The following is a 19642-nucleotide window of genomic DNA, read 5'->3' on the forward strand; positions in this document are numbered from 1 at the left end:
CCTCATCGCCACATTCGAGGTTCAGTTTGGCGCACGGTCGCCATGATCCGGTCACGGCGGCGACGCGAACCAGCCGGGATGCCGGCGTGCACACGAAACATTACGCCTGCCCGCGCGTTCTGTTCCCGCGCCCTCGCGGCAGCGTCAGCAAAAAAGTGAGGCATCATGCGTCTTGTCGTCGTGTCCAACCGCGTCACCATGCCCGAGCGAGGCGAAAAGGTGGCGGCAGGTGGATTGGCGGTCGCCCTGCGTTCCGCACTTGAAGAGCACGGTGGCCTCTGGTTCGGCTGGAGCGGAGCGACCAAGGCGGAGCCGGCGAGCAACGTGGAGCCGATACGACACGGCAAGGTCACCTACGCCGTCACCGACCTGACCGAGGCCGAACGCCAGAGCTATTATCTCGGCTTCGCCAACCGGGCGCTCTGGCCATTGATGCATTATCGGCTCGGCCTGACCGAGTTCAGCCGCGCCGACTATGCCGGCTATCTCGGCGTCAACCGCCGCTTCGCCAGGCTTCTGATCCCGCTGCTCAAGCCCGACGACATCATCTGGATCCATGATTACCATCTGATCCCGCTCGCGGCCGAGCTGCGCCGGCGCGGCGTCACCAACCGGATCGGCTATTTCCACCATATTCCCTGGCCGCCGGCCGATGTCTTCAGCGCCCTGCCCTTCTCGTCCACGCTGATCAGCACGATGACGGCCTATGACCTGATCGGCATGCAGACCCAGAACGACGTGACGAACCTGATCGGCGGGCTGGTGGCACTCTGTGGCGCGCGCCGCGAGGGCAATCGGGTCAAGGCGGGTCAGCGTGAGGCCGTGGTGCAGGCCTTCCCGATCGGCATCGATGTCGAGGGGTTCCGCAAGCTATCCGTGGCTTCCGTGCGTGCGGTGACGCAGCCGGTCCGCGCCACGACCGCACCGCTCGGCGACCGCAAGCTGGTGATCGGCGTCGACCGGCTCGACTACTCCAAGGGCATCGTCCAGCGGCTGGAGGCCTTCGGTACCTTCCTGCGCAGCCACCCGGAACACCGCAGCAAGGTCGGCCTGCTGCAGATCGCGCCACCCTCGCGCACCGATGTGCCTGAATATGCCGAGCTCGACCGGATGTCCGACGAGGTCGCGGGCCGGCTCAACGCCGCGCTCGGCGAATTCGACTGGACGCCGATCCGCGTGGTGAAGAAGGCCTATTCGCGCAGCGCCCTCGCCGGCCTCTACCGGCGTGCGCAGGTCGGGCTGGTGACGCCGATGCGCGATGGCATGAACCTCGTCGCCAAGGAATATATCGCCGCGCAGAATCCCGACGATCCCGGCGTATTGGTCCTGTCGCGCTTTGCCGGTGCGGCACAGCAACTCGGCGAGGCGCTGATCGTCAACCCGTTCGACACGCACGAGGTGGCCGAAGCGATTCGGACCGCGCTCGCCATGCCGAAGTCGGAGCGGGTACGCCGCTTCGAGCGACTCTACGCGACGATCTCCTCGACCGACATCGAATGGTGGACATCGCGCTATCTCGCCGCACTCTCCGGCCTCGATATCCCGAGCGGCGACATCGTGCCGCCGGGACAGCCAAAACCGCTGCGCAGCACACGCAAATCGGGCGTCGACGGAAAATCTACACGCCTCAATACGCGCCCCCACGCCTCCCGGCCGGCACCTGGCAAGTTCGCCTGGGTGCAAGCGAAGGCCTTGCCCAACGCTCCCTCTGCTGGATAGAAGCGGCTCGCTAGGGGTGGCAGAACCCGGCTTTCGCTTGCGACTCAGCTGTTGCGATGTCAGGTCTGCTGAGGGTAATTCGGCCAACGCGGCCGAGGAGGCGGGCGGAGGGCTTTTTTGATGCGAGGCGCACTCGGGGGATCGGGCGTACTGCTGCGCCGTCTCCGCGAGGTGATGGCGGCGCGGGTCAGTCCGCAGGAGCGGCTCGACCGCCTCGTCGTCGTGATCGCCGGCAACCTCGTGGCCGAGGTCTGCTCGGTCTATGTCCTGCGCGAAGACTCCTCGCTCGAACTCTACGCCACCGAAGGCCTTAATCGCGAGGCGGTCCACCTCACCACCATGCGTGCCGGCGAGGGCCTGGTCGGCCTGATCGCCAGCGAGGCCGAGCCGCTCGCGCTCTCGGACGCACAATCGCACCCGGCCTTCTCCTACCGGCCGGAGACAGGCGAAGAAATCTACCGCTCCTTCCTCGGCGTGCCGATCCTGCGCGGCGGCGCGGTGATGGGCGTGCTCGTCGTGCAGAACCGCGCCTCGCGTCTCTACAGCGAGGACGAGGTCGAATCGCTGCAGACCACGGCCATGATCATGGCCGAGATGATCGCCGCCGGCGGCCTCAAGGCGCTGTCGAAGCCCGGCGCGACCATCGGCCTCGAACGGCCGATCCACAGCATCGGCACCACGCTCGCCGACGGCGTCGGCCTCGGCCATGCCGTGCTGCACGAGCCGCGCGTCGCGATCACCAATCTGATCGCCGAGGATCCGGGCCGCGAGGTGCAGCGGCTGGAAGCGGCGATCGCGACGATGCGGCTCGCCATCGACGAACTGATCGAGCGCGGCGACGTCGCCCATACCGGCGAGCACCGCGACGTGCTCGAAACCTTCCGCATGTTCGCGCACGACCAGGGCTGGCTCCGGCGCATGCGCGAGGTGGTGATGACCGGCCTCACCGCCGAGGCCGCCGTCGAGCGCGTGCAGTCGGACACCCGCGCCAAGATGCTGCGCCAGACCGATCCTTATCTGCGCGAGCGGCTGCACGACCTCGACGATCTCGCCAACCGGCTGCTGCGCACGCTGGTCGGCAAGTCCAACGGCGTCATCCGTGAGGACCTGCCCGAGAACGCGATCCTGATCGCGCGCTCGATGGGGCCGGCAGCGCTGCTCGACTATGATCGCCGGCACCTGCGCGGCGTCGTGCTCGAGGAGGGCGGCCCGACCAGCCATATCGCCATCGTTGCGCGGGCGCTGGGCATCCCCGCCGTCGGCGAGATCGCCAATGCGACGGCGCTGATTCAGGCCGGCGACGCCGTCATCGTCGACGGCCAGGCCGGCGAGGTCCAGATCCGGCCGCAGCCCGACGTCGAGAACGCTTACAAGGACAAGGCGCGCCTGCGCGCCCGCAAGCAGGAGCAGTACCGCAAGCTCAAGACGCAGGCTTCGGTGACCAAGGACGGCGTCGAGATCCAGCTGCAGATCAATGCCGGCCTCCTCGTCGACATGGCCAATCTCGACGAGACCAACGCCTCGGGCGTCGGCCTCTTCCGTACCGAGCTGCAGTTCATGGTCGCGCAGCACATGCCGACCACGGCCGAGCAGCAGGCGCTCTACGACGCGGTCCTCAAGACCGCGAATGGCAGGCCGGTGACTTTCCGCACGCTCGACATCGGCGGCGACAAGGTGCTGCCCTACATGGAGCGGCTCGAGGAGGAGAACCCGGCGCTGGGCTGGCGCGCCATCCGCATCGGCCTCGACCGGCCACGGCTGCTGCGCGGTCAGGTCCGGGCGCTGCTCCGCGCCGGCGCCGGCTGCGACATGAAGATCATGCTGCCGATGATCGCGACGGTGAACGAGTTCCTGCGGGCGCGCCTGCTGGTGCGGCGCGAGCTCGCCATGCTCGAGCGCGATGGCCGCCAGGGCCCGACGAGCCTAAAGCTCGGCGTCATGGTCGAGGTGCCATCGCTGCTGTTCGAGCTGCCGGAGATCGCGCGCGAAGCGGATTTCCTGTCGATCGGCACCAACGACCTGATGCAGTTCCTGTTCGCGGCCGACCGCGAGAACAAGCGCGTCTCCGACCGCTTCGACCCCCTGAGCGCGGCCGGCCTGCGGGCGCTGCGCAGCATCGTCGACGAGGCCGGGAAAGCGGATTGCCCTGTCACGGTCTGCGGCGAGATGGGTGGCAAGCCGATCGAGACGCTGGCGCTGATCGCGCTCGGCTACCGCTCGTTCTCGATGTCGGCGGCCTCGGTCGGCCCGGTCAAGGCGATGCTGCGCGCGCTCGATGCCGGCAAGGCCCGCCAGCGCCTCGACGCCTGGCTCGGCTCTTCCGACGGTGCCGCCAGCCTGCGTCCCTTACTTGCAGCCCTCGCCGCCGAGATGAAAGTGCCGGTCTAGCGGCGCTTTCGTCGTCGCCCGCGCACGCCTCCGTTCCGTTCAGATTGTTTTCGCACCATGTCGCTCCAGCTTCCGCAAGACCGCCTCGACTCGATCGTCGCCCGCCATGCCGCGGCGAGCGATGCCATCAACCATGCGACCGAGGCGACGCGCGTCGTCGAACTGTCGAAGGAGCTCGCCGAGCTCGACCCGGTCGTCACGGCGATCGCAGCCTGGCGCAAGGCTCGAGCAGGGCTGGAGGATGCGCTCGCGCTGATCGACGATCCTGCGACCGACGCCGAGATGCGCGACCTCGCCTATGAGGAGCGCGATGCCTCCAGAGCCGAGATCGAGGCGAGGGCCCGCGAGATCCTGATCGCGCTCCTCCCCAAGGACGCGGCCGACGAGCGCGGCGTCATCCTCGAAATCCGGGCCGGCACTGGTGGCGACGAGGCCTCGCTTTTCGCCGGCGACCTGCTGCGCATGTATCAGCGCTACGCGGCAAGCAAGGGCTGGAGCGTCGATATCCTCACGGAGAGCGAGGGTACGATGGGTGGCTTCAAGGAAGTCGTTGCCGAGATCGCCGGCAAGGGCGTCTATGCAAAGCTGAAATACGAATCGGGCGTGCACCGGGTCCAGCGCGTACCCGACACCGAGGCGAGCGGGCGGATTCATACCTCGGCCGCAACCGTCGCGATGCTGCCGCTCGCCGGCGAGGTCGACGTCACGCTCGACGAGAAGGATCTGCGCATCGACACGATGCGGGCCCAGGGCGCAGGCGGCCAGCACGTCAACAAGACCGAGTCGGCCGTGCGTCTCACCCATATTCCGACCGGCATCGTCGTGTTGGTTCAGGACGAGCGCTCTCAGCACAAGAACAAGGCACGCGCCTACGACCTGATGCGGGCCAAGCTCTATGACATGGAGCGCAGCCGCGCCGATGCTGAACGCTCGGCCGACAGGCGCTCGCAGATCGGCTCCGGCGACCGTTCCGAGCGCATCCGCACCTACAATTTTCCTCAAGGGCGGATCACCGACCACCGCATCAACCTGACGCTCTACAAGCTCGACGAGATGATGCAGGGCCTGGTGCTCGACGAGGTCATCGACGCACTGACGGCGCAGCGCCAGGCCGAGCTGCTTGCCGAGCAGGGTAGCGTGTGAAACCTTCGTCCCTCTCGCGCGTTCTGGACGCACAGACCGTTCTCATGGGGAGGATAGAGAGATGAAAGTTCTGTTCAGTGCGATTGCCCTTGCCGCTGCCGTCGCCTTCGTGCCGGCATCCGCAGGCGCACAGGAGCGGACCGCGAAGAAGATCCTCAGCGGCCAGCCGGCCACGCTCCACAATGCCAAGACAGAGTCGCAGGCGCGGCGCGATTGTCAGCGTCAGTATCGCGGCGCTAAGGAGAGCAAGTCCGGACTACGGATCAAGATGAGGGAATGCATCCGAGAGGGGATGCAGGGCAACTGACCGGCCAGAGCCGGTACGAAGGATTGCTTTGACCGGCACGAGCCGCTTGCACGACACCGCTCCGCCCGTTGCTCATCCGGCAGCGGGCGAAAGCATGTCTGCTGCCCGGAAAGCGATTGCGTTGACGCTGAAGCGCAGCGGTATCGCAGACTTCACTTACGAAGCTCGTATCCTCATGGAGGATCTCGCCGGCGGCGGGGACGAACTTGATGGGGCCGCCGCCGCGCGGCTCGCCGATGCGCTCGCGCGGCGCCTCACCGGCGAACCGCTATGGCGTATCCTCGGTGCGCGTGAATTCTGGGGCCTGAGCTTCGCGCTTTCGCCTGGAACATTGGAGCCGCGGCCTGATAGCGAGAGCCTGATCGAGGCTGCCCTCCTCCATCTCGCCGAACGCCGGCACGAGCCCTTGCGGATGCTCGATCTTGGGACCGGCACAGGCTGCTTGCTGATCGCGACACTGCGCGAATTTCCTCAGGCGACCGGGCTTGGAATCGACCTTTCACTCGATGCAGTTACAACCGCGACCGGCAATGCCGCCCGCAATGGCGTTGCCGAACGCGTGGCCTTTCGCCACGGCGACTGGACCGACGGGGTCGAGGAGCGCTTCGACCTCATCCTGTCGAATCCGCCCTACATCGCCAGCGCCGAGATCGCCGAGCTCGACAGGAACGTGCGCGAGCACGATCCGCGTCTCGCCCTCGACGGAGGCCCCGACGGTCTTGTTGCCTATCGTGCGCTCGCCGCCGCGCTGCCGGGCCATCTGAACCCCGGCGGCCATGCCATCCTGGAGATCGGCGTCGGCCAGGAGGCAGATGTCGTCACGTTGATGGAGCAGGCCGGCCTGCGCCATCTCGATTCGCGCCGCGATCTCGGGGGCCATATTCGTGCCCTCGTGTTCGGGCATAGTCCTTGAACCGTGCACAGCAAGCTGCGCGAATTTGCTTGGAACAAGCCGCAAAACCAGCTATGCACGCATGGTCTTGAAGACAGTGTCGACAGCACATGACCTTTGGCTGGGCCCTGCTGAGCAGACCAAGCCCTCGGATCACTGCGAGAATCGACGTTACTGACATAGCGAGACCGAGACTTCGAATGCGCGAGACAGCCGTTCGGAGAGGGAGCCGGTAAGGCTCCATTGGAAAGAGCGCGTGAAGACCCATATCGGCGCAGAGCCCTTTCAGGTCGAACTTCCTACGCACGGCGTCGCAACCCGCCGCGTGTCACGACGCGCATGACGACCTCAAGGTTGCTTTGAATGAACGGAACGCGAGACAGACGCGAATGAGACCAGGTCAGAACCGGCGCATGCGCGGCCGTAGCAACAATAATAACAATAACAACAGCAACAACGGCAATCGTAAGTCACCCAACCCGCTGCAGCGCAGCTACGAGTCGAACGGCCCGGACGTCAAGGTCAGGGGCACGGCGCAGAATGTGGCGGAGAAGTATCTCCAGCTCGCTCGCGATGCGCAATCCTCCGGCGATCCGGTTGCGGCTGAGAACTATTTCCAGCACGCCGAACACTATTATCGCATCCTGCTCGCTGCTCAGGAGCAGATGACGCAGCAGTTCGGCCACAGCTTCCAGCCGAACCGCGCCTTCGTCGAAGATGCGGATGATGGCGAGGAAGAGGGCGAGGAAGACGTCAACTTCCAGGGCGGCCAGCAGCAGGGCGAGCGCCAGCACAACGGCAATGGCGTGAACGGCCATGGTGGCCAACGCCAGGATGGCGAAGACGGCGAAGGCGGCCAGAACAACGGCCAACGCTTCGACCGTCCCAATAATAATAACCGCCCTGAGCGCAATTTCGACCGGAACGGCCAGCGCCGCTTCGACCGGAACGACCGCCAGGATCGTGGCGACCGTCCGGACCGCGGCGACCGCCAGGACCGCGGCGAGCGTCGCTTCGATCGCCCCGAAGGCCAGAACGGATCCTACGCTCCGCGCCCCGAGGCTCAGCCCGGTGCCGAGCAGCCGGACATCGCGCCGGTCCAGCCGCCGATTGAGCAGCGTCGCTTCGAGCGGCCGGAGCGCCAGGACCGCCCGCCGCGTGGCGAGCGCCCTTCGCGCCGTGACCGTGACGAGACCCGCGCCAGCAATACCAACGAGGAGCAGGATGTCGCCGCGGCGCTTCCGGCCTTCCTGACCACGCCGACCCGCGTGCCGATCGCAATCGCGGAGGAGCCCGAGGCTCCCGTCGTCGCGTCACCGGCAGCAGCCGCTCCGGCGGAAGCAGTGGAGGGCGCGCCTGAGGCTGGCGAGAAGCCCAAGCGCCGGGCACCTCGGCGTCGTTCGCCGCGCGAGGTGATGGACGCGCTCGGCGGCGATGGTGGCGAGCCCCCGGCCGAGTGATCCCGCCAGGGACATCATGATCGTTCAGAGAGGGCCCGAAAGGGCCCTCTTTCTTTTCAGGCGACGCCGAGCGCCACCGGCTCGCTGGCCTCGACCAGGGTCAATCGCTCGCCCTCGGCCAGCACGCCGCCGGCAATGATCCGGCAGTAGATGCCGCAATCGACATGGCCATATCCCTTCATCAGCGCCTTCGGGATCTGCAGGTCGCGCGCCCCTGTCACCGGGTCGACATTGGTGGCGGCGCAGCGCTCGATCCGCTTGATCACCGACAACCGCAGGCCTGACGGCGCAGTGAGCTCGCGCCCCACCAGATCGAGCTCGGTCCAGGCCGGCAGATCCTCGACCATGACGTTGCCGCGGAAGCGCAGCGGATCGACCGGCACGCCGAGCCGGCCTTCCAGATCGGCGACGCTGGCGAGGTTGATGATCGAGACGAAGCCCGAGCGCGAATCGGTGAAACGGTAGCCTTCCGGCGCCATGAGCAGGCGCGGCTCGCCGCGCAGTTCATCCGGCATGAAGGTCTTGAAGAAGCTGCCGAGCCGCTCCTGCCCCTCTGGCGCGCCGGTCGCGATCCTTGTCTCCGCACCGTCATGGCCGATGACGAGGTCGCCACTGCCATCGTCATAGCGGGTGTGCAGGCGCGCCAGCGATTCATTGCGCATCAGCATCAGGTATTTGATCTTCGGCTGATGCACCGGCTCGGCCGGATCGAAGCCGGACGGGCCATTCTCGATGGCGAAAAGCCGGTCGCCAGGGAAATAGCCATCGGTCGGCAACTCGGCCCGGCTCAGACGTTCGGGCGACAATCCCTTGACCGGGTAGCGATACAGCGAAGCGACACGCATAGGCTCTGCCCTTCCGATTGCGGCGGCGGAAAATGCCATGCCGATCACCACGACGCCACCACCACAGCCATCACGGTCGATGAAAGGATTGCATCGATCCGATCAATGCGGCTGCTCTGCGCCCTCTTCCGCTTCCTCCTCGGCAATCGAGCGCTGGCAGCCCCAGCTCGTGAGCACATCGTCGATCGCGTCGACGACGAAGAAGCGCGCTGCATCGCGCTCATAGCCCTCGGCGAGCAGATGATCGTAGTCGGTATGGCTGTGCCGGACATGGCTGCCGAGCGCGAGCCAGAGCGCGGTCGATGGCGGCAGCGACTTCATCTGAGCCCGGCCGGCGAGCGCCAGAACCGCCTCGGCATCGAGCAATGGAATGCCTGGTGCAAGCGCCCGCAGCGCCTTGCGAATCGCCTGTTGTCGCTTGGTGCCGACCATGGCTGCAGGCTGGGCGAGACCGACGGTTAAGGTCAATGCGAAAGCAGCGCCCTCCCCCTTCCGTTGCGCGAAAGCAACACTATCTTCTGGAGCGAAGGGCTGCCCATCAGGGGGCCCTATCCCTTTGAAAGGCAGCCGGCTCCGCCGCTTCGGGGCGTGACCGGCGGGCGGAGGTAACTGAATGAACATCGAGAAATATACGGATCGGGCGAAGGGTTTCCTGCAGGCCGCGCAGACGATTGCGATGCGCGAGGGCCATCAGCAGTTCACGCCCGAGCATCTGCTGAAAGCACTGCTCGACGATAGCGAAGGCATGGCTTCCGGCCTGATCGATCGGGCCGGCGGACAGTCGCGGCAGGCCAAGCAGCAGGTCGACGCGGCCCTCGCCAAGCTTCCCAAGGTGAGCGGCGCGGGCGCCAATAGCCTGCACCTGACGCCTGCGCTGGCGCGGGTCTTCGACACGGGCGAGAAGGCTGCCGACAAGGCCGGCGACTCGTTCGTCACGGTCGAGCGGCTGCTGCTCGCGCTAGCGATCGAGAAGGACAACGAGGCCGGCAAGATCCTGGCTAAGGCCGGCGTCACGCCGCAGGGGCTGAATGCCGCGATCGAGGCGATCCGCAAGGGGCGCACCGCCGACTCGGCCTCTGCCGAGCAGGGCTATGACGCCCTGAAGAAGTACGCGCGCGATCTCACCGCCGCGGCGCGCGACGGCAAGCTCGACCCCGTGATCGGCCGCGACGAGGAAATCCGCCGCACCATCCAGGTGCTGAGCCGGCGCACCAAGAACAATCCCGTGCTGATCGGCGAGCCCGGCGTCGGCAAGACCGCCATCGCCGAGGGCCTTGCGCTGCGCATCGTCAATGGCGACGTGCCCGAGAGCCTGAAGGACAAGGAATTGCTCGCCCTCGACATGGGCTCGCTGATCGCCGGCGCGAAGTATCGCGGCGAGTTCGAGGAGCGGCTGAAGGCCGTGCTCTCCGAGGTCTCGGCCGCGGCGGGCGGTGTCATCCTGTTCATCGACGAGATGCATACGCTGGTCGGCGCCGGCAAGACCGACGGTGCGATGGATGCGTCCAATCTGCTGAAGCCCGCCCTCTCTCGCGGCGAGCTGCACTGCGTCGGCGCGACAACGCTCGACGAGTACCGCAAATATGTCGAGAAGGACGCGGCGCTGGCGCGGCGCTTCCAGCCCGTCTTCGTCGACGAGCCGACGGTCGAGGACACGATTTCTATCCTGCGCGGCCTGAAAGAGAAGTACGAGCAGCATCACCGCGTGCGCATCACCGACTCGGCGCTGGTCTCAGCCGCGACGCTGTCGAACCGCTACATCACCGACCGCTTCCTGCCGGACAAGGCGATCGACCTCGTCGACGAGACTTCGGCGCGGCTGCGCATGCAAGTCGATTCCAAGCCCGAGGAACTGGATTCGATCGACCGCGAGATCGTCAGGCTGAAGATCGAGCAGGAGGCGCTGAAGAAGGAAAGCGATGCCGGCTCGAAGGAACGGCTGAGGCGGCTCGAATCCGAGCTTGCCGAGCTCGAGGCGCGCTCGGCGGTAATAACTGCGACCTGGAAGGCTGAGAAGGACAAGCTCGGTCAGGCGGCCGAGATCAAGACCAAGCTCGACAACGCCCGCAACGAGCTCGCCCAGGCGCAGCGCAAGGGCGAGTACCAGCGCGCCGGTGAGCTTGCCTATGGCGAGATCCCGCAGCTCGAGAAGCAGCTCTCTGAGATCGAGGCGAGAGGCGATGCGCCCGGCATGGTCGAGGAAGCCGTGACGCCGGACCATGTCGCGCAGGTCGTCAGCCGCTGGACCGGCGTGCCGGTCGACAGGATGCTGGAAGGCGAGAAGGAGAAGCTCCTGCACATGGAGCAGAGCCTCAGCCATCGTGTCGTCGGCCAGGCCGAAGCGGTCGAAGCCGTCTCCAAGGCGGTCAGGCGGGCGCGTGCCGGCTTGCAGGACCCGAACCGGCCGATCGGCTCGTTCATGTTCCTCGGCCCCACCGGCGTCGGCAAGACCGAGCTGACCAAGGCGCTGGCGTCGTTCCTGTTCGACGACGACACCGCGATGGTTCGGCTCGACATGTCGGAATACATGGAGAAGCACTCGGTCAGCCGGCTGATCGGCGCCCCTCCTGGCTATGTCGGCTATGAGGAAGGCGGGGCGCTGACCGAGGCCGTCCGGCGCCGGCCGTATCAGGTCGTGCTGTTCGACGAGGTCGAGAAGGCGCATCCGGACGTGTTCAACGTCCTGCTGCAGGTGCTCGACGACGGGCGCCTGACCGACGGCCAGGGCCGCACGGTCGACTTCCGCAACGTGCTGATCATCATGACCTCGAATCTCGGTTCGGAGTATCTGGTGAACCAGCCCGAGGGCCAGGACAGCGACGCGGTGCGCGATGAGGTGATGGGCGTGGTGCGCCATGCCTTCCGGCCGGAGTTCCTGAACCGGATCGACGACATCATCCTGTTCCATCGCCTGCGGCGCTCGGACATGGGTGCGATCGTCGACATCCAGATGGCGCGGCTCGCCAAGCTCCTGGTCGACCGCAAGATCGCGCTCGATCTCTCGGAGGAGGCGCGCGACTGGCTGGCCGAGAAGGGCTACGACCCGGCCTATGGCGCACGCCCGCTGAAGCGCGTGATCCAGAAGTCGGTGCAGGACCCGCTGGCGGAACTGCTGCTCTCGGGCGCGATCCGCGACGGCGAGAGCGTGCCGCTCACGGTCGGCCCTGCTGGGCTGATGCTTGGCGAGTTTCCCGCCGCGAGCGAGAGCCGGCCTGCGGGCGTCGCGTTGAACTGAGCGTCTCTAGCTTCAAGATGAAGGGCGCCGTGCAAGCGGCGCCCTTTTCACTCTCTAGCAGGCGATGACAAACGGGACCGGCGCGGGGAACCCCTCTCCTGTAAGGAGAGGGGCAGGGGTGAGGTGTGCGGGAGGGAGAGCATTAGCCTGAACCCGACCACGCCGCGAGCGCTCGCGGCACTGGTCCAACGGCCTACACCTCACCCTACCCTCTCCTTACAGGAGAGGGTTCCCCGCGCTTTGATCGTCACCGCCGGCCACCGGACAGTGATGCGAGCATGACGACCCGCCTCAATCCATCCTGGCCGCGGTTCGCATCACCGCCAGCGCCAGCGTCTGCGCGGCGGGCACGATGCTCTCGACCTCCAGGAACTCGTCGGGCGTATGGGCCATGCCACCGACCGGGCCGACGCTGCACAGGGTCGGGCAGCCCTGGGCCGCGGTAAAGCCGGAGTCGGCGCAGCCGCCGGTGTATTCCGCCGTCACCGCGATGCCGAGGCCGGCCGCCGCCTCGCGATAGGTGTCGTAGAGCAGCAGTGAATCCGGCGTCTGCTCCAACGGGTAGAACTCGCCCTTGATGATCAGCTTGGCCGAGGTGCCCTCGACCACCGGCGTCTCGACGATTTCGCGGATCGCCTCGACGAGTTCCTCGCGCTGCGTCGGCGTCTTGTAGCGCAGGTCGATCTCGCACCAGGCCGATGGCGCCACCGTGTTGACGGTCTGGCCGCCGCCGATCAGCCCGACATTGACGGTTACGCCGGCTGCAAGGTCGGTCAGCCCCTGCAAACTCGGGATCTTGTGGCCGAGATCGACGATGGCCGAAACGCCCTTCTCGTAGTTCGCGCCGGAATGGGCCGCCTTGCCGACGAACTCGGCGCGCATGAAGACGCCGCCCTTGCGGCCTGACGTGATCGACTGCTTATGATCACGGCCGTAATCCGTACCCGTCGGCAGGCGGCTCGGCTCGGCATTGAAGACGCAGCGCGACTCGCGCGCCGCGGCCTCGATCACCGGACGCGAGGACGGCGAGGCGATCTCCTCGTCGCTGGTGGTCAGCATCATCAGCGGCGCCTTCAGACCGCCATTGGCCGCGAAGGCAGCGGCGACAAAAGCCTCGATCACGAGCCCGGCCTTCATGTCGGCGACACCCGGCCCATAAGCGCGCCCACCCTGGATGGTGAAGGGTCGGCGCGTCGGCTCGCCCTCCGGGAAAACGGTATCGCGATGGCCGAGCAGCAGGACCGGCCGCTGGTCGTTCGCGGTCGGGTTGGGCAGGCGCGCCTTGACGGCATCGCCATAGCGAGCGTCCGGCACGATCTCGACCGAAAGCCCGTTCGCTTCGTGGAAACGGGCCAGCACCTGCCCGGCCCGGTCGACGCCCGCCTTGTCGTAGGAGCCTGAATCGGTGTCGACCATCTCGCGCAGCAGATCGATCATCCCCTGCTTGCGCTCGCCGAGCCAGGCGAGGATGCGGGCTTCTTCCTGTGTCGTATCGGTCATGATCGCGCTTCCGGCTGGTAGGACTGCCGCGAGCTTAGCCAAGCCCTTCCGGCGCCGATAGGACGAGCACGCAAACCCGGCAGACCTCGGGCGCGGCCGCGTATGCGAGGCCGGTTAAGCGAAAATTCAGCGTAATAAGACAGACTATCCGAGGGGAAGAGGCTTGCCAGCAGCCATCTCCGGATCGCGCGCTCACAGGCCATCGCCCGCATGCACACGGATTCCGCCGAAATCTATCTGACGCAGCTGCGTCTGCGCGTCGGCGGAGCCTTGATCCTGCTGCTCTGGCTTTTCGTGCCGGCGACGATGCTGGCCTCGTTCGCAACCGGCGGCGTCGAGCCGTTGCCGCCTTTGCTGCTCGCGATCGGGCTGGCAGCGCTCGCGACCCTGGCATGGCGGCGCGACCCGACCGGCGTGTCGACGCAGATCATCCTGTCGCTGAGCGCAACCATCAGTGCTCTCGCCTTCACCTATGCGCTCAAGGGCTCGGGCTGGCAGGAGGCGAGCGATGCGGTGCTGCTGATCATCCTGACGCTCTCTGCCGGCTGGTGCGCCTGGCAGCCGCTCGTCGCCACCACCATCCTGGCACTCGGCCATGCCCCTCTGCTCCGAACGCTCCTGTCCGGTGCCAATCTCTCGCTGCGCGACGAGGCATTGTTCCTCGCCTGCATCGTCGTCCAATTGGGCTTGCTGCTCTGGATCACGCGGCAGCAGGCCCGCACGCTGGCGGCGGCAGGCGACATGGCCTCACAGGCGCGCGACGACGCCACAGCCCAGGCCGAGGAACTGCATCAGGCACAATTGCGCGACATGGAGCGCGAGGCGGCTCGCCGCAAGGCGACGCAGGACATCGTCGCCGGCTTCAACACGCAGTTCCTCGCCACGCTCGACACGGTGCTGGAGAACATCCGCGACCTGAAGGAGCGCGCCGCCTCCCTGAACGAGATCGCCAACATCGCCAATGGCGAGGTCACAGCCGTGGCCTCGACCTCGGAGGAATCCTCGCGCAACGTCTCGGAGGTCGCCACCGCGACGGAGCAACTCTCGACCGCCATCACGGCGATCGACCGTCAGCTCGCCACCACCCAGGCGCTGGTCGCCGACATGAACGGCAGTGCGCAGGCGACCGCCGGTTCGGTCAATCTGCTCGATCAGGCGGTCCAGCGCATCGACGGCATCGTCGCCCTGATCCGTGGCATCGCCGGACAGACCAATCTCCTGGCGCTCAACGCGACGATCGAGGCCGCCCGCGCCGGGGATGCCGGCAAGGGCTTCGCCGTCGTCGCCGGCGAGGTGAAGAGCCTGTCGCAACAGACCGCGATCGCGACGCAGGACATTGCCGGGCAGATCGGCGAAATCAAGCAGGCCACGGCCGGTGTGGTCGAGACCATCGCCAGGCTGACCGCCGGCATGGCCGACATGGATGAGCGGACGCTCTCGATCGCGGGCGCGCTGGAAGAGCAGGGGCAGATGACGCATGTCATCAGCCGCAGCATCGCCGAGGTCGCGACCGGCACCGAATATCTGGCGCAGACCACCAACAATATCCGCGGCTCGGCGAACCAGACCCATGAGGTCGCGACCGCAGTGCTCGCCTCGACCACGGCGCTGGAAGGCAAGGCCGAGGAACTCGAGACGGCAGTGCACCAATTCCTGCAGCGCGTCTCGGCCGCCTGAGGCGGTATCCCGCCAATCCGCCTAGGCGCGATGCCTAGGCAGCCACCTCGCGCGCATGTGCGCCGAGATAGGCGATGGCAGCCGCAACACCGCCACTGCCATGTGGGATGCCCTTCGCCTGCAGCGCCATCTCGACCGCGCTCAGGCTGCCCAGCACCATCGGCGCGTTGACATGACCCATATGGGCGATACGAAAGGCCCTGCCGGAGAGATCACCGATAGCGATGCCGAGCGTCACACCGCAGACCTGCCGTGCATAGTCGGTGATCGCAGCCGGGTCGCCATCGACGAGGATCGTGGTGACCGAGAGGGCGCGCTGCGATGGTTCGACGACATTGTAGCTCAGCACCTGGCCTTCAGCCCATTTCGACATGGCGGCATGGGTCGCCGAGGCCAACAGGGCGTGACGCTCCCAGACGGCGTCGAGGCTCTCAGTGAGGATCATGTCGAGGGCGGCACGCAGGCCGAACATCAGGTGCTCGGGCGGCGTGCCGCAATGCTTCATGTAGAGCAGCGGGTTCAGGCGCGCGGTCCAGTCCCAATAGGGCGTACGCATCGTCGCGCGCTGATGCGCATGCAGCGCCTTCCCGTTCGCGGCGACGAAGGCGAGGCCGGGCGGCGTCATCAGGCCCTTCTGCGAGGCCGACATCGCGACATCGACGCCCCAGGCGTCCATCTCGAACGGCATGCAGCCGATCGAGGCGACGCCGTCGACCATGTAGAGCGCCGGATGGCCGGCCGCATCGATGGCGCGGCGGATCGCCGGGATATCGTTGACCACGCCCGAGGCGGTGTCGATCTGGACGGTCAGGACTGCCTTGATCTCATGGCCCGTGTCCTGGCGCAGGCGCTCCTCGACGGCAGCCGGATCGACCGCCGCGCGCCAGGAACCGGCGAGCACCTCGACCTCGGCGCCCATGAACCTTGCCGTCTCGCCCCAGCCGACCGCGAAGCGGCCGCTCGCGAGCACCAGGATCTTGTCGCCGCGCGCGAGGACATTGGTGAGCGCCGCCTCCCAGCCGCCATGGCCGTTGGCGGCATAGAGGAAGGTCTCGCCGGTCGTACGGAAGATCGCCTTGAGATCGTCGAGCAGGCTTTCGGTCAAGTCGACGATCGTCGTCGAGGAAAGCTCCTCGGCAGGCCGGATCATCGCCTGCAGCACACGATCGGGAACATTGGTCGGACCCGGCATCGCGAGCAGGGCCCGGCCATTGGCGACACTCATGGAAAGCTCCTGCCTTGCGCTGCGACGTGACCAGCCCCGCCGCAACCGGCTGGCGCTATGCACAATCCTTGCTGATGGTGCAAACCGGCGCCGCGATACAGCGGCACCGCTCGATCAACGACGGGCTTCGGCCGCCATGCGCACGGCAAACCCCGCAAGCATCGTGGCCATCAGCCAGCGCTGCACCAGTGCCCAGAACGGGCGCGTGCGCAGGAAGATGGCGATGCCACCCGCAGCAAAGGTGATCAGCGTGTTGACGCTGACGCTGACGATGATCTGGATGAAGCCGAGGATGATCGACTGCGCCAGCACGCTGCCGGCGGCGGGGTCGATGAACTGCGGCAGCAGCGCGAGGTAAAACATCGCGATCTTCGGGTTGAGCAGGCTGGTGAGGAAGCCCATCGCGAACAGCTTGCGCGGCCCGTCATGCTTGAGCTCGCGAACATGGAAGGGCGAGCTCGCACCCGGCCGAACCGCCTGCCAGGCGAGCCAAAGCAGATAGGCGGCGCCGGCGAGCCGCAGCGCGTCATAGGCGAAAGGGACAGCGAAAAGCAGGGCAGTGATGCCGAAGGCGGCGCAGACGACATAGAAGACGAAGCCGAGCGCGATGCCGCCGAGCGAGATCAAGCCAGAGGCCGGCCCCTGCGAGATCGAACGCGAGATCAGGTAGATCATGTTCGGCCCGGGCGTCAGCACCATGCCGAACGCGAGCAGGATGAAGGCGATCAGATTGGTCGTGTCGATCATGGCGCGCTCCGGCGTCGAGGTGCGCGACCATGGCATTGCCGGCGAAACGACCGCAAGACGCAGCTCATGCAGCCGCCGCATCGCCGCCATCCCAAGCCCGGCGGGTCCTAACAGGAGCTGGCGGGAACGAGTCGCCGTCTCCCGGGTTTGATGATGCACGGTCTCCGGGGGGAGTTGCATCATGACCTTGTTCAGTCGCCTGCTTTATTCCGCCATCGCCGGCGTCTTGCTGCTCGCCGCGGTCCTGCTGATGGCGGTCGCGGTCGCGCGCACCTTCACCGGCTTCCGGACCGGGGAAGGAGCGCTCGACACCATGCTCGACGGCATCGGCCTGGTGATCATCGCGGTCGCCGTCGCCGATGTCGGCAAGTTCCTGTTCGAAGAAGAGGTCATCGCCGATCGCGAACTGCGCCACCCGGCCGAGGCACGGGGGTCGCTGACCAAGTTCATGACGATCATCATCGTCGCGCTCAGCCTGGAATCGCTGGTGCTGATCACCAAGGCGGCGCGCGACAAGCCGGCCGATATCCTGTTCCCGTCCCTGCTGATGCTGGTCGCGGTCGCGGCGCTGGTTGGCCTCGGCCTGTTCCAGAAGCTGAGCCAGCATGCGACGGCGGCGATCCCCGATAATGTCGACGACAACAAGGACGAGGTATCGGAAGAGGCGCCGAAGCCGCCGACGACCGCGCGGCGCAAGCCGAAAACGGCCGGCTAGGGCCGCTCAGCTGCCGAGGTCCACCAGCATCAGGTCGGTGTCACCGGGCTTGACGCCGGCCGCCGTCAGCATGGCGTGGACCTGGCCACGGTGATGGGTCTGGTGGTTGAAGAAGTGCATGACCAGCTGGGCCTTGGGTTTGGTCAGCTCGCGGCGGGAGATGCCGGAGACCCAGGTCAGATCGCCGCCGAGCCATTCCGGCGTGAGCCCGGCGGCCCAATCGCCGATCAGTGCATCGGTCGCCTGCCGCTCGGCGACGAGCTCCTCCCAGGCCTCGATCATCCGGGAGGATTCACTGCCGGGGACGGACGGCTTCGGCGTGCCGGCAAAGCGCGAGAGCCACATCCTGTCAGCCCAAAGCAGATGGCAGAACGTGCCGTGGATCGAGCCGAAGAAGGCACCGCGATCCTGCCGGCGCGCCTCATCGCTCAAGCTCGCGGCCGCGCCGTAGAGATTCTCGTTCTGCCAGGCGTTGTAGCGCGCCATGACGGAGACATAGGCTGGATCGATCATCGGGACGCGCTCCTCAGATGATGTTCGCCTCGCGCAAGGGACGGCCGGCGATGATCCGCTCATGGCCGAGATCGGCAAGGTCGAGCGTTAGGTAGCGACCGTTGACGATATGCTCGGCAAGCCCACGGCCAACTGCCGGGGATTGCTGCAAACCATGACCCGAGAAGCCGTTGGCGAGATAGAGATTGGGCACGCCGACCGCCGGGCCGAGGATGGCGTTACCGTCGAGGCCGTTCATGTCGTAGGGGCCGGCCCAGGCGCGGCCGGGCTTGATCGCCTCGAAGGCAGGGACGCGATGGGCGAGCGGCGCCCAGACATATTCCTCGAAGAAGGACCAGTCGACATCCTCGATATCGGCGTCGGTCTCGACCCATTCGCGGTCGAGCTCGGCCGGCGGCGAGGAGCCGCAGATGAACAGCTGCCCCTCACTGCCGCGCTTGCCTTCGGGGCGGACATAGGCGCCGGACGTGTCGATCAGCAGCGGGCAATTGTCGACCTCGCCCTTGCAGGTGAAGCTGTAGACATAGCGCTTCATCGACTTGACCGGGATGTCGACGCCGGCGGTGGCGGCGAGCCTCGCGCCATGCGTGCCGGAGGCGTTGACGGCGGCGGCGCAGGCGATGCGGCTGCCATCGGCTAATTCGACACCCGTGACACGGCCACCCTCGACGACATAACCGGTGACCTCACCCTGGCGATATTCGACGCCGAGCGAACGCGCCTTCTTGCGGAAGGCCTGCAGCAAAGCCCAACCGTCGAACCAGCCTTCGCCGCTGACGCCATAGGTGCCGCAGAGGAGATCAGAAGTATTTAGCCAGCTGAATTTGCTGCGCAGCATTTCTGCAGCATAAAGCGCGACATCAGCGCCCTCCTTCTGCTGAAGACTTTGATTTTGCTCGAGAACCTTGCGCCCCTCATCGCTGGCGACATAGAGATAGCCGCCCTCGTGCAGGTCGATCGACGGCGCCTCGCCATTGACTGCAAGGTGCTGGCCGATGTTGCGCAAAAAATCGATGCCGAAGAGCGAGACGCGGATGTTGACCGCGCTGGAAAACTGCTGGCGGATCGAAGCGGCCGAGAGCGCCGAGGCCGAGAGCCGATAGGTCGGGTCCTTCTCGACGACGATGACCTTGCCCTTGAAGCCGGGATCGCTGGCAAGATGGTAAGCGACGGAGGAGCCGATCGCCGCGCCCCCCACGATGACGATGTCGGCCGAGCCTGTAGCGGAAGACATGAGTGACCTGCGCAAGCGGTGGTTCGTGATCTCAGCGCATGA

16 protein-coding genes are annotated in these 19642 nt (G+C 66.5%); 9 read left to right on the forward strand and 7 right to left on the reverse strand.

Annotated features, from left to right (window positions below; genetic code table 11):
- The first annotated feature begins 162 nt into the window (after positions 1 to 162).
- The 6 genes from BLM15_RS15920 to BLM15_RS15945 all read left to right on the forward strand — a co-directional run bounded on the left by BLM15_RS15920 (position 163) and on the right by BLM15_RS15945 (position 7909).
- Positions 163 to 1719: an alpha,alpha-trehalose-phosphate synthase (UDP-forming) gene (locus BLM15_RS15920; RefSeq protein WP_126113673.1), complete on the forward strand. Its 1557-nt coding sequence runs from the start codon at positions 163 to 165 to the stop codon at positions 1717 to 1719.
- Between the two features lie 120 nt (positions 1720 to 1839).
- On the forward strand, positions 1840 to 4107 hold the full coding sequence (gene ptsP / locus BLM15_RS15925) for a phosphoenolpyruvate--protein phosphotransferase (protein WP_206438525.1): 2268 nt from the start codon (positions 1840 to 1842) through the stop codon (positions 4105 to 4107).
- 57 nt (positions 4108 to 4164) lie between these two features.
- Positions 4165 to 5250: a peptide chain release factor 1 gene (prfA, locus tag BLM15_RS15930; protein ID WP_126113674.1), complete on the forward strand. Its 1086-nt coding sequence runs from the start codon at positions 4165 to 4167 to the stop codon at positions 5248 to 5250.
- 61 nt (positions 5251 to 5311) lie between these two features.
- Positions 5312 to 5557, forward strand: coding sequence for a hypothetical protein (locus BLM15_RS15935; RefSeq protein ID WP_126113675.1), 246 nt, complete (start codon positions 5312 to 5314; stop codon positions 5555 to 5557).
- A gap of 94 nt (positions 5558 to 5651) precedes the next feature.
- Positions 5652 to 6470 carry a peptide chain release factor N(5)-glutamine methyltransferase gene (prmC, locus tag BLM15_RS15940; protein ID WP_126113676.1) on the forward strand — a complete coding sequence of 273 codons (819 nt, stop codon included), beginning with the start codon at positions 5652 to 5654 and terminating at the stop codon, positions 6468 to 6470.
- Positions 6471 to 6862: 392 nt separating this feature from the next.
- Positions 6863 to 7909 carry a DUF4167 domain-containing protein gene (locus BLM15_RS15945; RefSeq protein ID WP_164547534.1) on the forward strand — a complete coding sequence of 349 codons (1047 nt, stop codon included), beginning with the start codon at positions 6863 to 6865 and terminating at the stop codon, positions 7907 to 7909.
- Positions 7910 to 7965: 56 nt separating this feature from the next.
- Here the strand turns inward: BLM15_RS15945 and BLM15_RS15950 are convergent, their stop codons facing one another.
- Complete coding sequence (locus BLM15_RS15950) at positions 7966 to 8754, reverse strand: MOSC domain-containing protein (RefSeq protein ID WP_236846323.1); 789 nt, start codon at positions 8752 to 8754, stop codon at positions 7966 to 7968.
- Positions 8755 to 8856: 102 nt separating this feature from the next.
- Complete coding sequence (locus tag BLM15_RS15955) at positions 8857 to 9222, reverse strand: DUF2293 domain-containing protein (RefSeq protein ID WP_335904802.1); 366 nt, start codon at positions 9220 to 9222, stop codon at positions 8857 to 8859.
- A 145-nt stretch (positions 9223 to 9367) separates the two neighbouring features.
- Between BLM15_RS15955 and clpB the strand changes: the two genes are divergently transcribed.
- Complete coding sequence (gene clpB, locus BLM15_RS15960; RefSeq protein WP_126113678.1) at positions 9368 to 11989, forward strand: ATP-dependent chaperone ClpB; 2622 nt, start codon at positions 9368 to 9370, stop codon at positions 11987 to 11989.
- Positions 11990 to 12280: 291 nt separating this feature from the next.
- On the opposite strand, the gene BLM15_RS15965 is transcribed toward clpB, so the two are convergent.
- Positions 12281 to 13489, reverse strand: coding sequence for a M20 family metallopeptidase (locus BLM15_RS15965; protein ID WP_126113679.1), 1209 nt, complete (start codon positions 13487 to 13489; stop codon positions 12281 to 12283).
- 210 nt (positions 13490 to 13699) lie between these two features.
- Between BLM15_RS15965 and BLM15_RS15970 the strand changes: the two genes are divergently transcribed.
- On the forward strand, positions 13700 to 15166 hold the full coding sequence (locus tag BLM15_RS15970; protein ID WP_126113680.1) for a methyl-accepting chemotaxis protein: 1467 nt from the start codon (positions 13700 to 13702) through the stop codon (positions 15164 to 15166).
- A 34-nt stretch (positions 15167 to 15200) separates the two neighbouring features.
- Here BLM15_RS15970 and BLM15_RS15975 read toward each other — a convergent pair whose 3' ends face one another.
- Together BLM15_RS15975 and BLM15_RS15980 are read right to left on the reverse strand one after the other, a co-directional pair.
- The gene (locus BLM15_RS15975) at positions 15201 to 16391 is read right to left on the reverse strand and encodes a pyridoxal-phosphate-dependent aminotransferase family protein (protein ID WP_126113681.1); all 1191 of its coding nucleotides are present in this window, start codon (positions 16389 to 16391) and stop codon (positions 15201 to 15203) included.
- A 114-nt stretch (positions 16392 to 16505) separates the two neighbouring features.
- Positions 16506 to 17138 carry a LysE family translocator gene (locus BLM15_RS15980; RefSeq protein ID WP_126116210.1) on the reverse strand — a complete coding sequence of 211 codons (633 nt, stop codon included), beginning with the start codon at positions 17136 to 17138 and terminating at the stop codon, positions 16506 to 16508.
- Positions 17139 to 17319: 181 nt separating this feature from the next.
- Here BLM15_RS15980 and BLM15_RS15985 point away from each other — a divergent pair, with 181 nt between their 5' ends.
- Complete coding sequence (locus BLM15_RS15985) at positions 17320 to 17853, forward strand: GNAT family acetyltransferase (protein WP_126113682.1); 534 nt, start codon at positions 17320 to 17322, stop codon at positions 17851 to 17853.
- Between the two features lie 6 nt (positions 17854 to 17859).
- Here BLM15_RS15985 and BLM15_RS15990 read toward each other — a convergent pair whose 3' ends face one another.
- Both BLM15_RS15990 and BLM15_RS15995 read right to left on the reverse strand, forming a co-directional pair.
- Positions 17860 to 18366, reverse strand: coding sequence for a DinB family protein (locus tag BLM15_RS15990; protein WP_126113683.1), 507 nt, complete (start codon positions 18364 to 18366; stop codon positions 17860 to 17862).
- A 13-nt stretch (positions 18367 to 18379) separates the two neighbouring features.
- The gene (locus BLM15_RS15995) at positions 18380 to 19600 is read right to left on the reverse strand and encodes an NAD(P)/FAD-dependent oxidoreductase (protein WP_126113684.1); all 1221 of its coding nucleotides are present in this window, start codon (positions 19598 to 19600) and stop codon (positions 18380 to 18382) included.
- Positions 19601 to 19642: the final 42 nt, after the last annotated feature.

It is taken from the genome of Bosea sp. Tri-49, from assembly GCF_003952665.1.
Classification (GTDB): Bacteria; Pseudomonadota; Alphaproteobacteria; order Rhizobiales; family Beijerinckiaceae; genus Allobosea.

What these genes read in the sequence shown, in the direction of transcription:
- ptsP (WP_206438525.1), top strand. Translation starts at nt 1,840, where the DNA reads ATGCGAGGCGCACTCGGGGGATCGGGCGTACTGCTGCGCCGTCTCCGC.
- prfA (WP_126113674.1), top strand. Translation starts at nt 4,165, where the DNA reads ATGTCGCTCCAGCTTCCGCAAGACCGCCTCGACTCGATCGTCGCCCGC.
- BLM15_RS15935 (WP_126113675.1), top strand. Translation starts at nt 5,312, where the DNA reads ATGAAAGTTCTGTTCAGTGCGATTGCCCTTGCCGCTGCCGTCGCCTTC.
- prmC (WP_126113676.1), top strand. Translation starts at nt 5,652, where the DNA reads ATGTCTGCTGCCCGGAAAGCGATTGCGTTGACGCTGAAGCGCAGCGGT.
- BLM15_RS15945 (WP_164547534.1), top strand. Translation starts at nt 6,863, where the DNA reads ATGCGCGGCCGTAGCAACAATAATAACAATAACAACAGCAACAACGGC.
- BLM15_RS15950 (WP_236846323.1), bottom strand. Translation starts at nt 8,754, where the DNA reads ATGCGTGTCGCTTCGCTGTATCGCTACCCGGTCAAGGGATTGTCGCCC.
- clpB (WP_126113678.1), top strand. Translation starts at nt 9,368, where the DNA reads ATGAACATCGAGAAATATACGGATCGGGCGAAGGGTTTCCTGCAGGCC.
- BLM15_RS15965 (WP_126113679.1), bottom strand. Translation starts at nt 13,489, where the DNA reads ATGACCGATACGACACAGGAAGAAGCCCGCATCCTCGCCTGGCTCGGC.
- BLM15_RS15970 (WP_126113680.1), top strand. Translation starts at nt 13,700, where the DNA reads ATGCACACGGATTCCGCCGAAATCTATCTGACGCAGCTGCGTCTGCGC.
- BLM15_RS15975 (WP_126113681.1), bottom strand. Translation starts at nt 16,391, where the DNA reads ATGAGTGTCGCCAATGGCCGGGCCCTGCTCGCGATGCCGGGTCCGACC.
- BLM15_RS15980 (WP_126116210.1), bottom strand. Translation starts at nt 17,138, where the DNA reads ATGATCGACACGACCAATCTGATCGCCTTCATCCTGCTCGCGTTCGGC.
- BLM15_RS15985 (WP_126113682.1), top strand. Translation starts at nt 17,320, where the DNA reads ATGACCTTGTTCAGTCGCCTGCTTTATTCCGCCATCGCCGGCGTCTTG.
- BLM15_RS15990 (WP_126113683.1), bottom strand. Translation starts at nt 18,366, where the DNA reads ATGATCGATCCAGCCTATGTCTCCGTCATGGCGCGCTACAACGCCTGG.
- BLM15_RS15995 (WP_126113684.1), bottom strand. Translation starts at nt 19,600, where the DNA reads ATGTCTTCCGCTACAGGCTCGGCCGACATCGTCATCGTGGGGGGCGCG.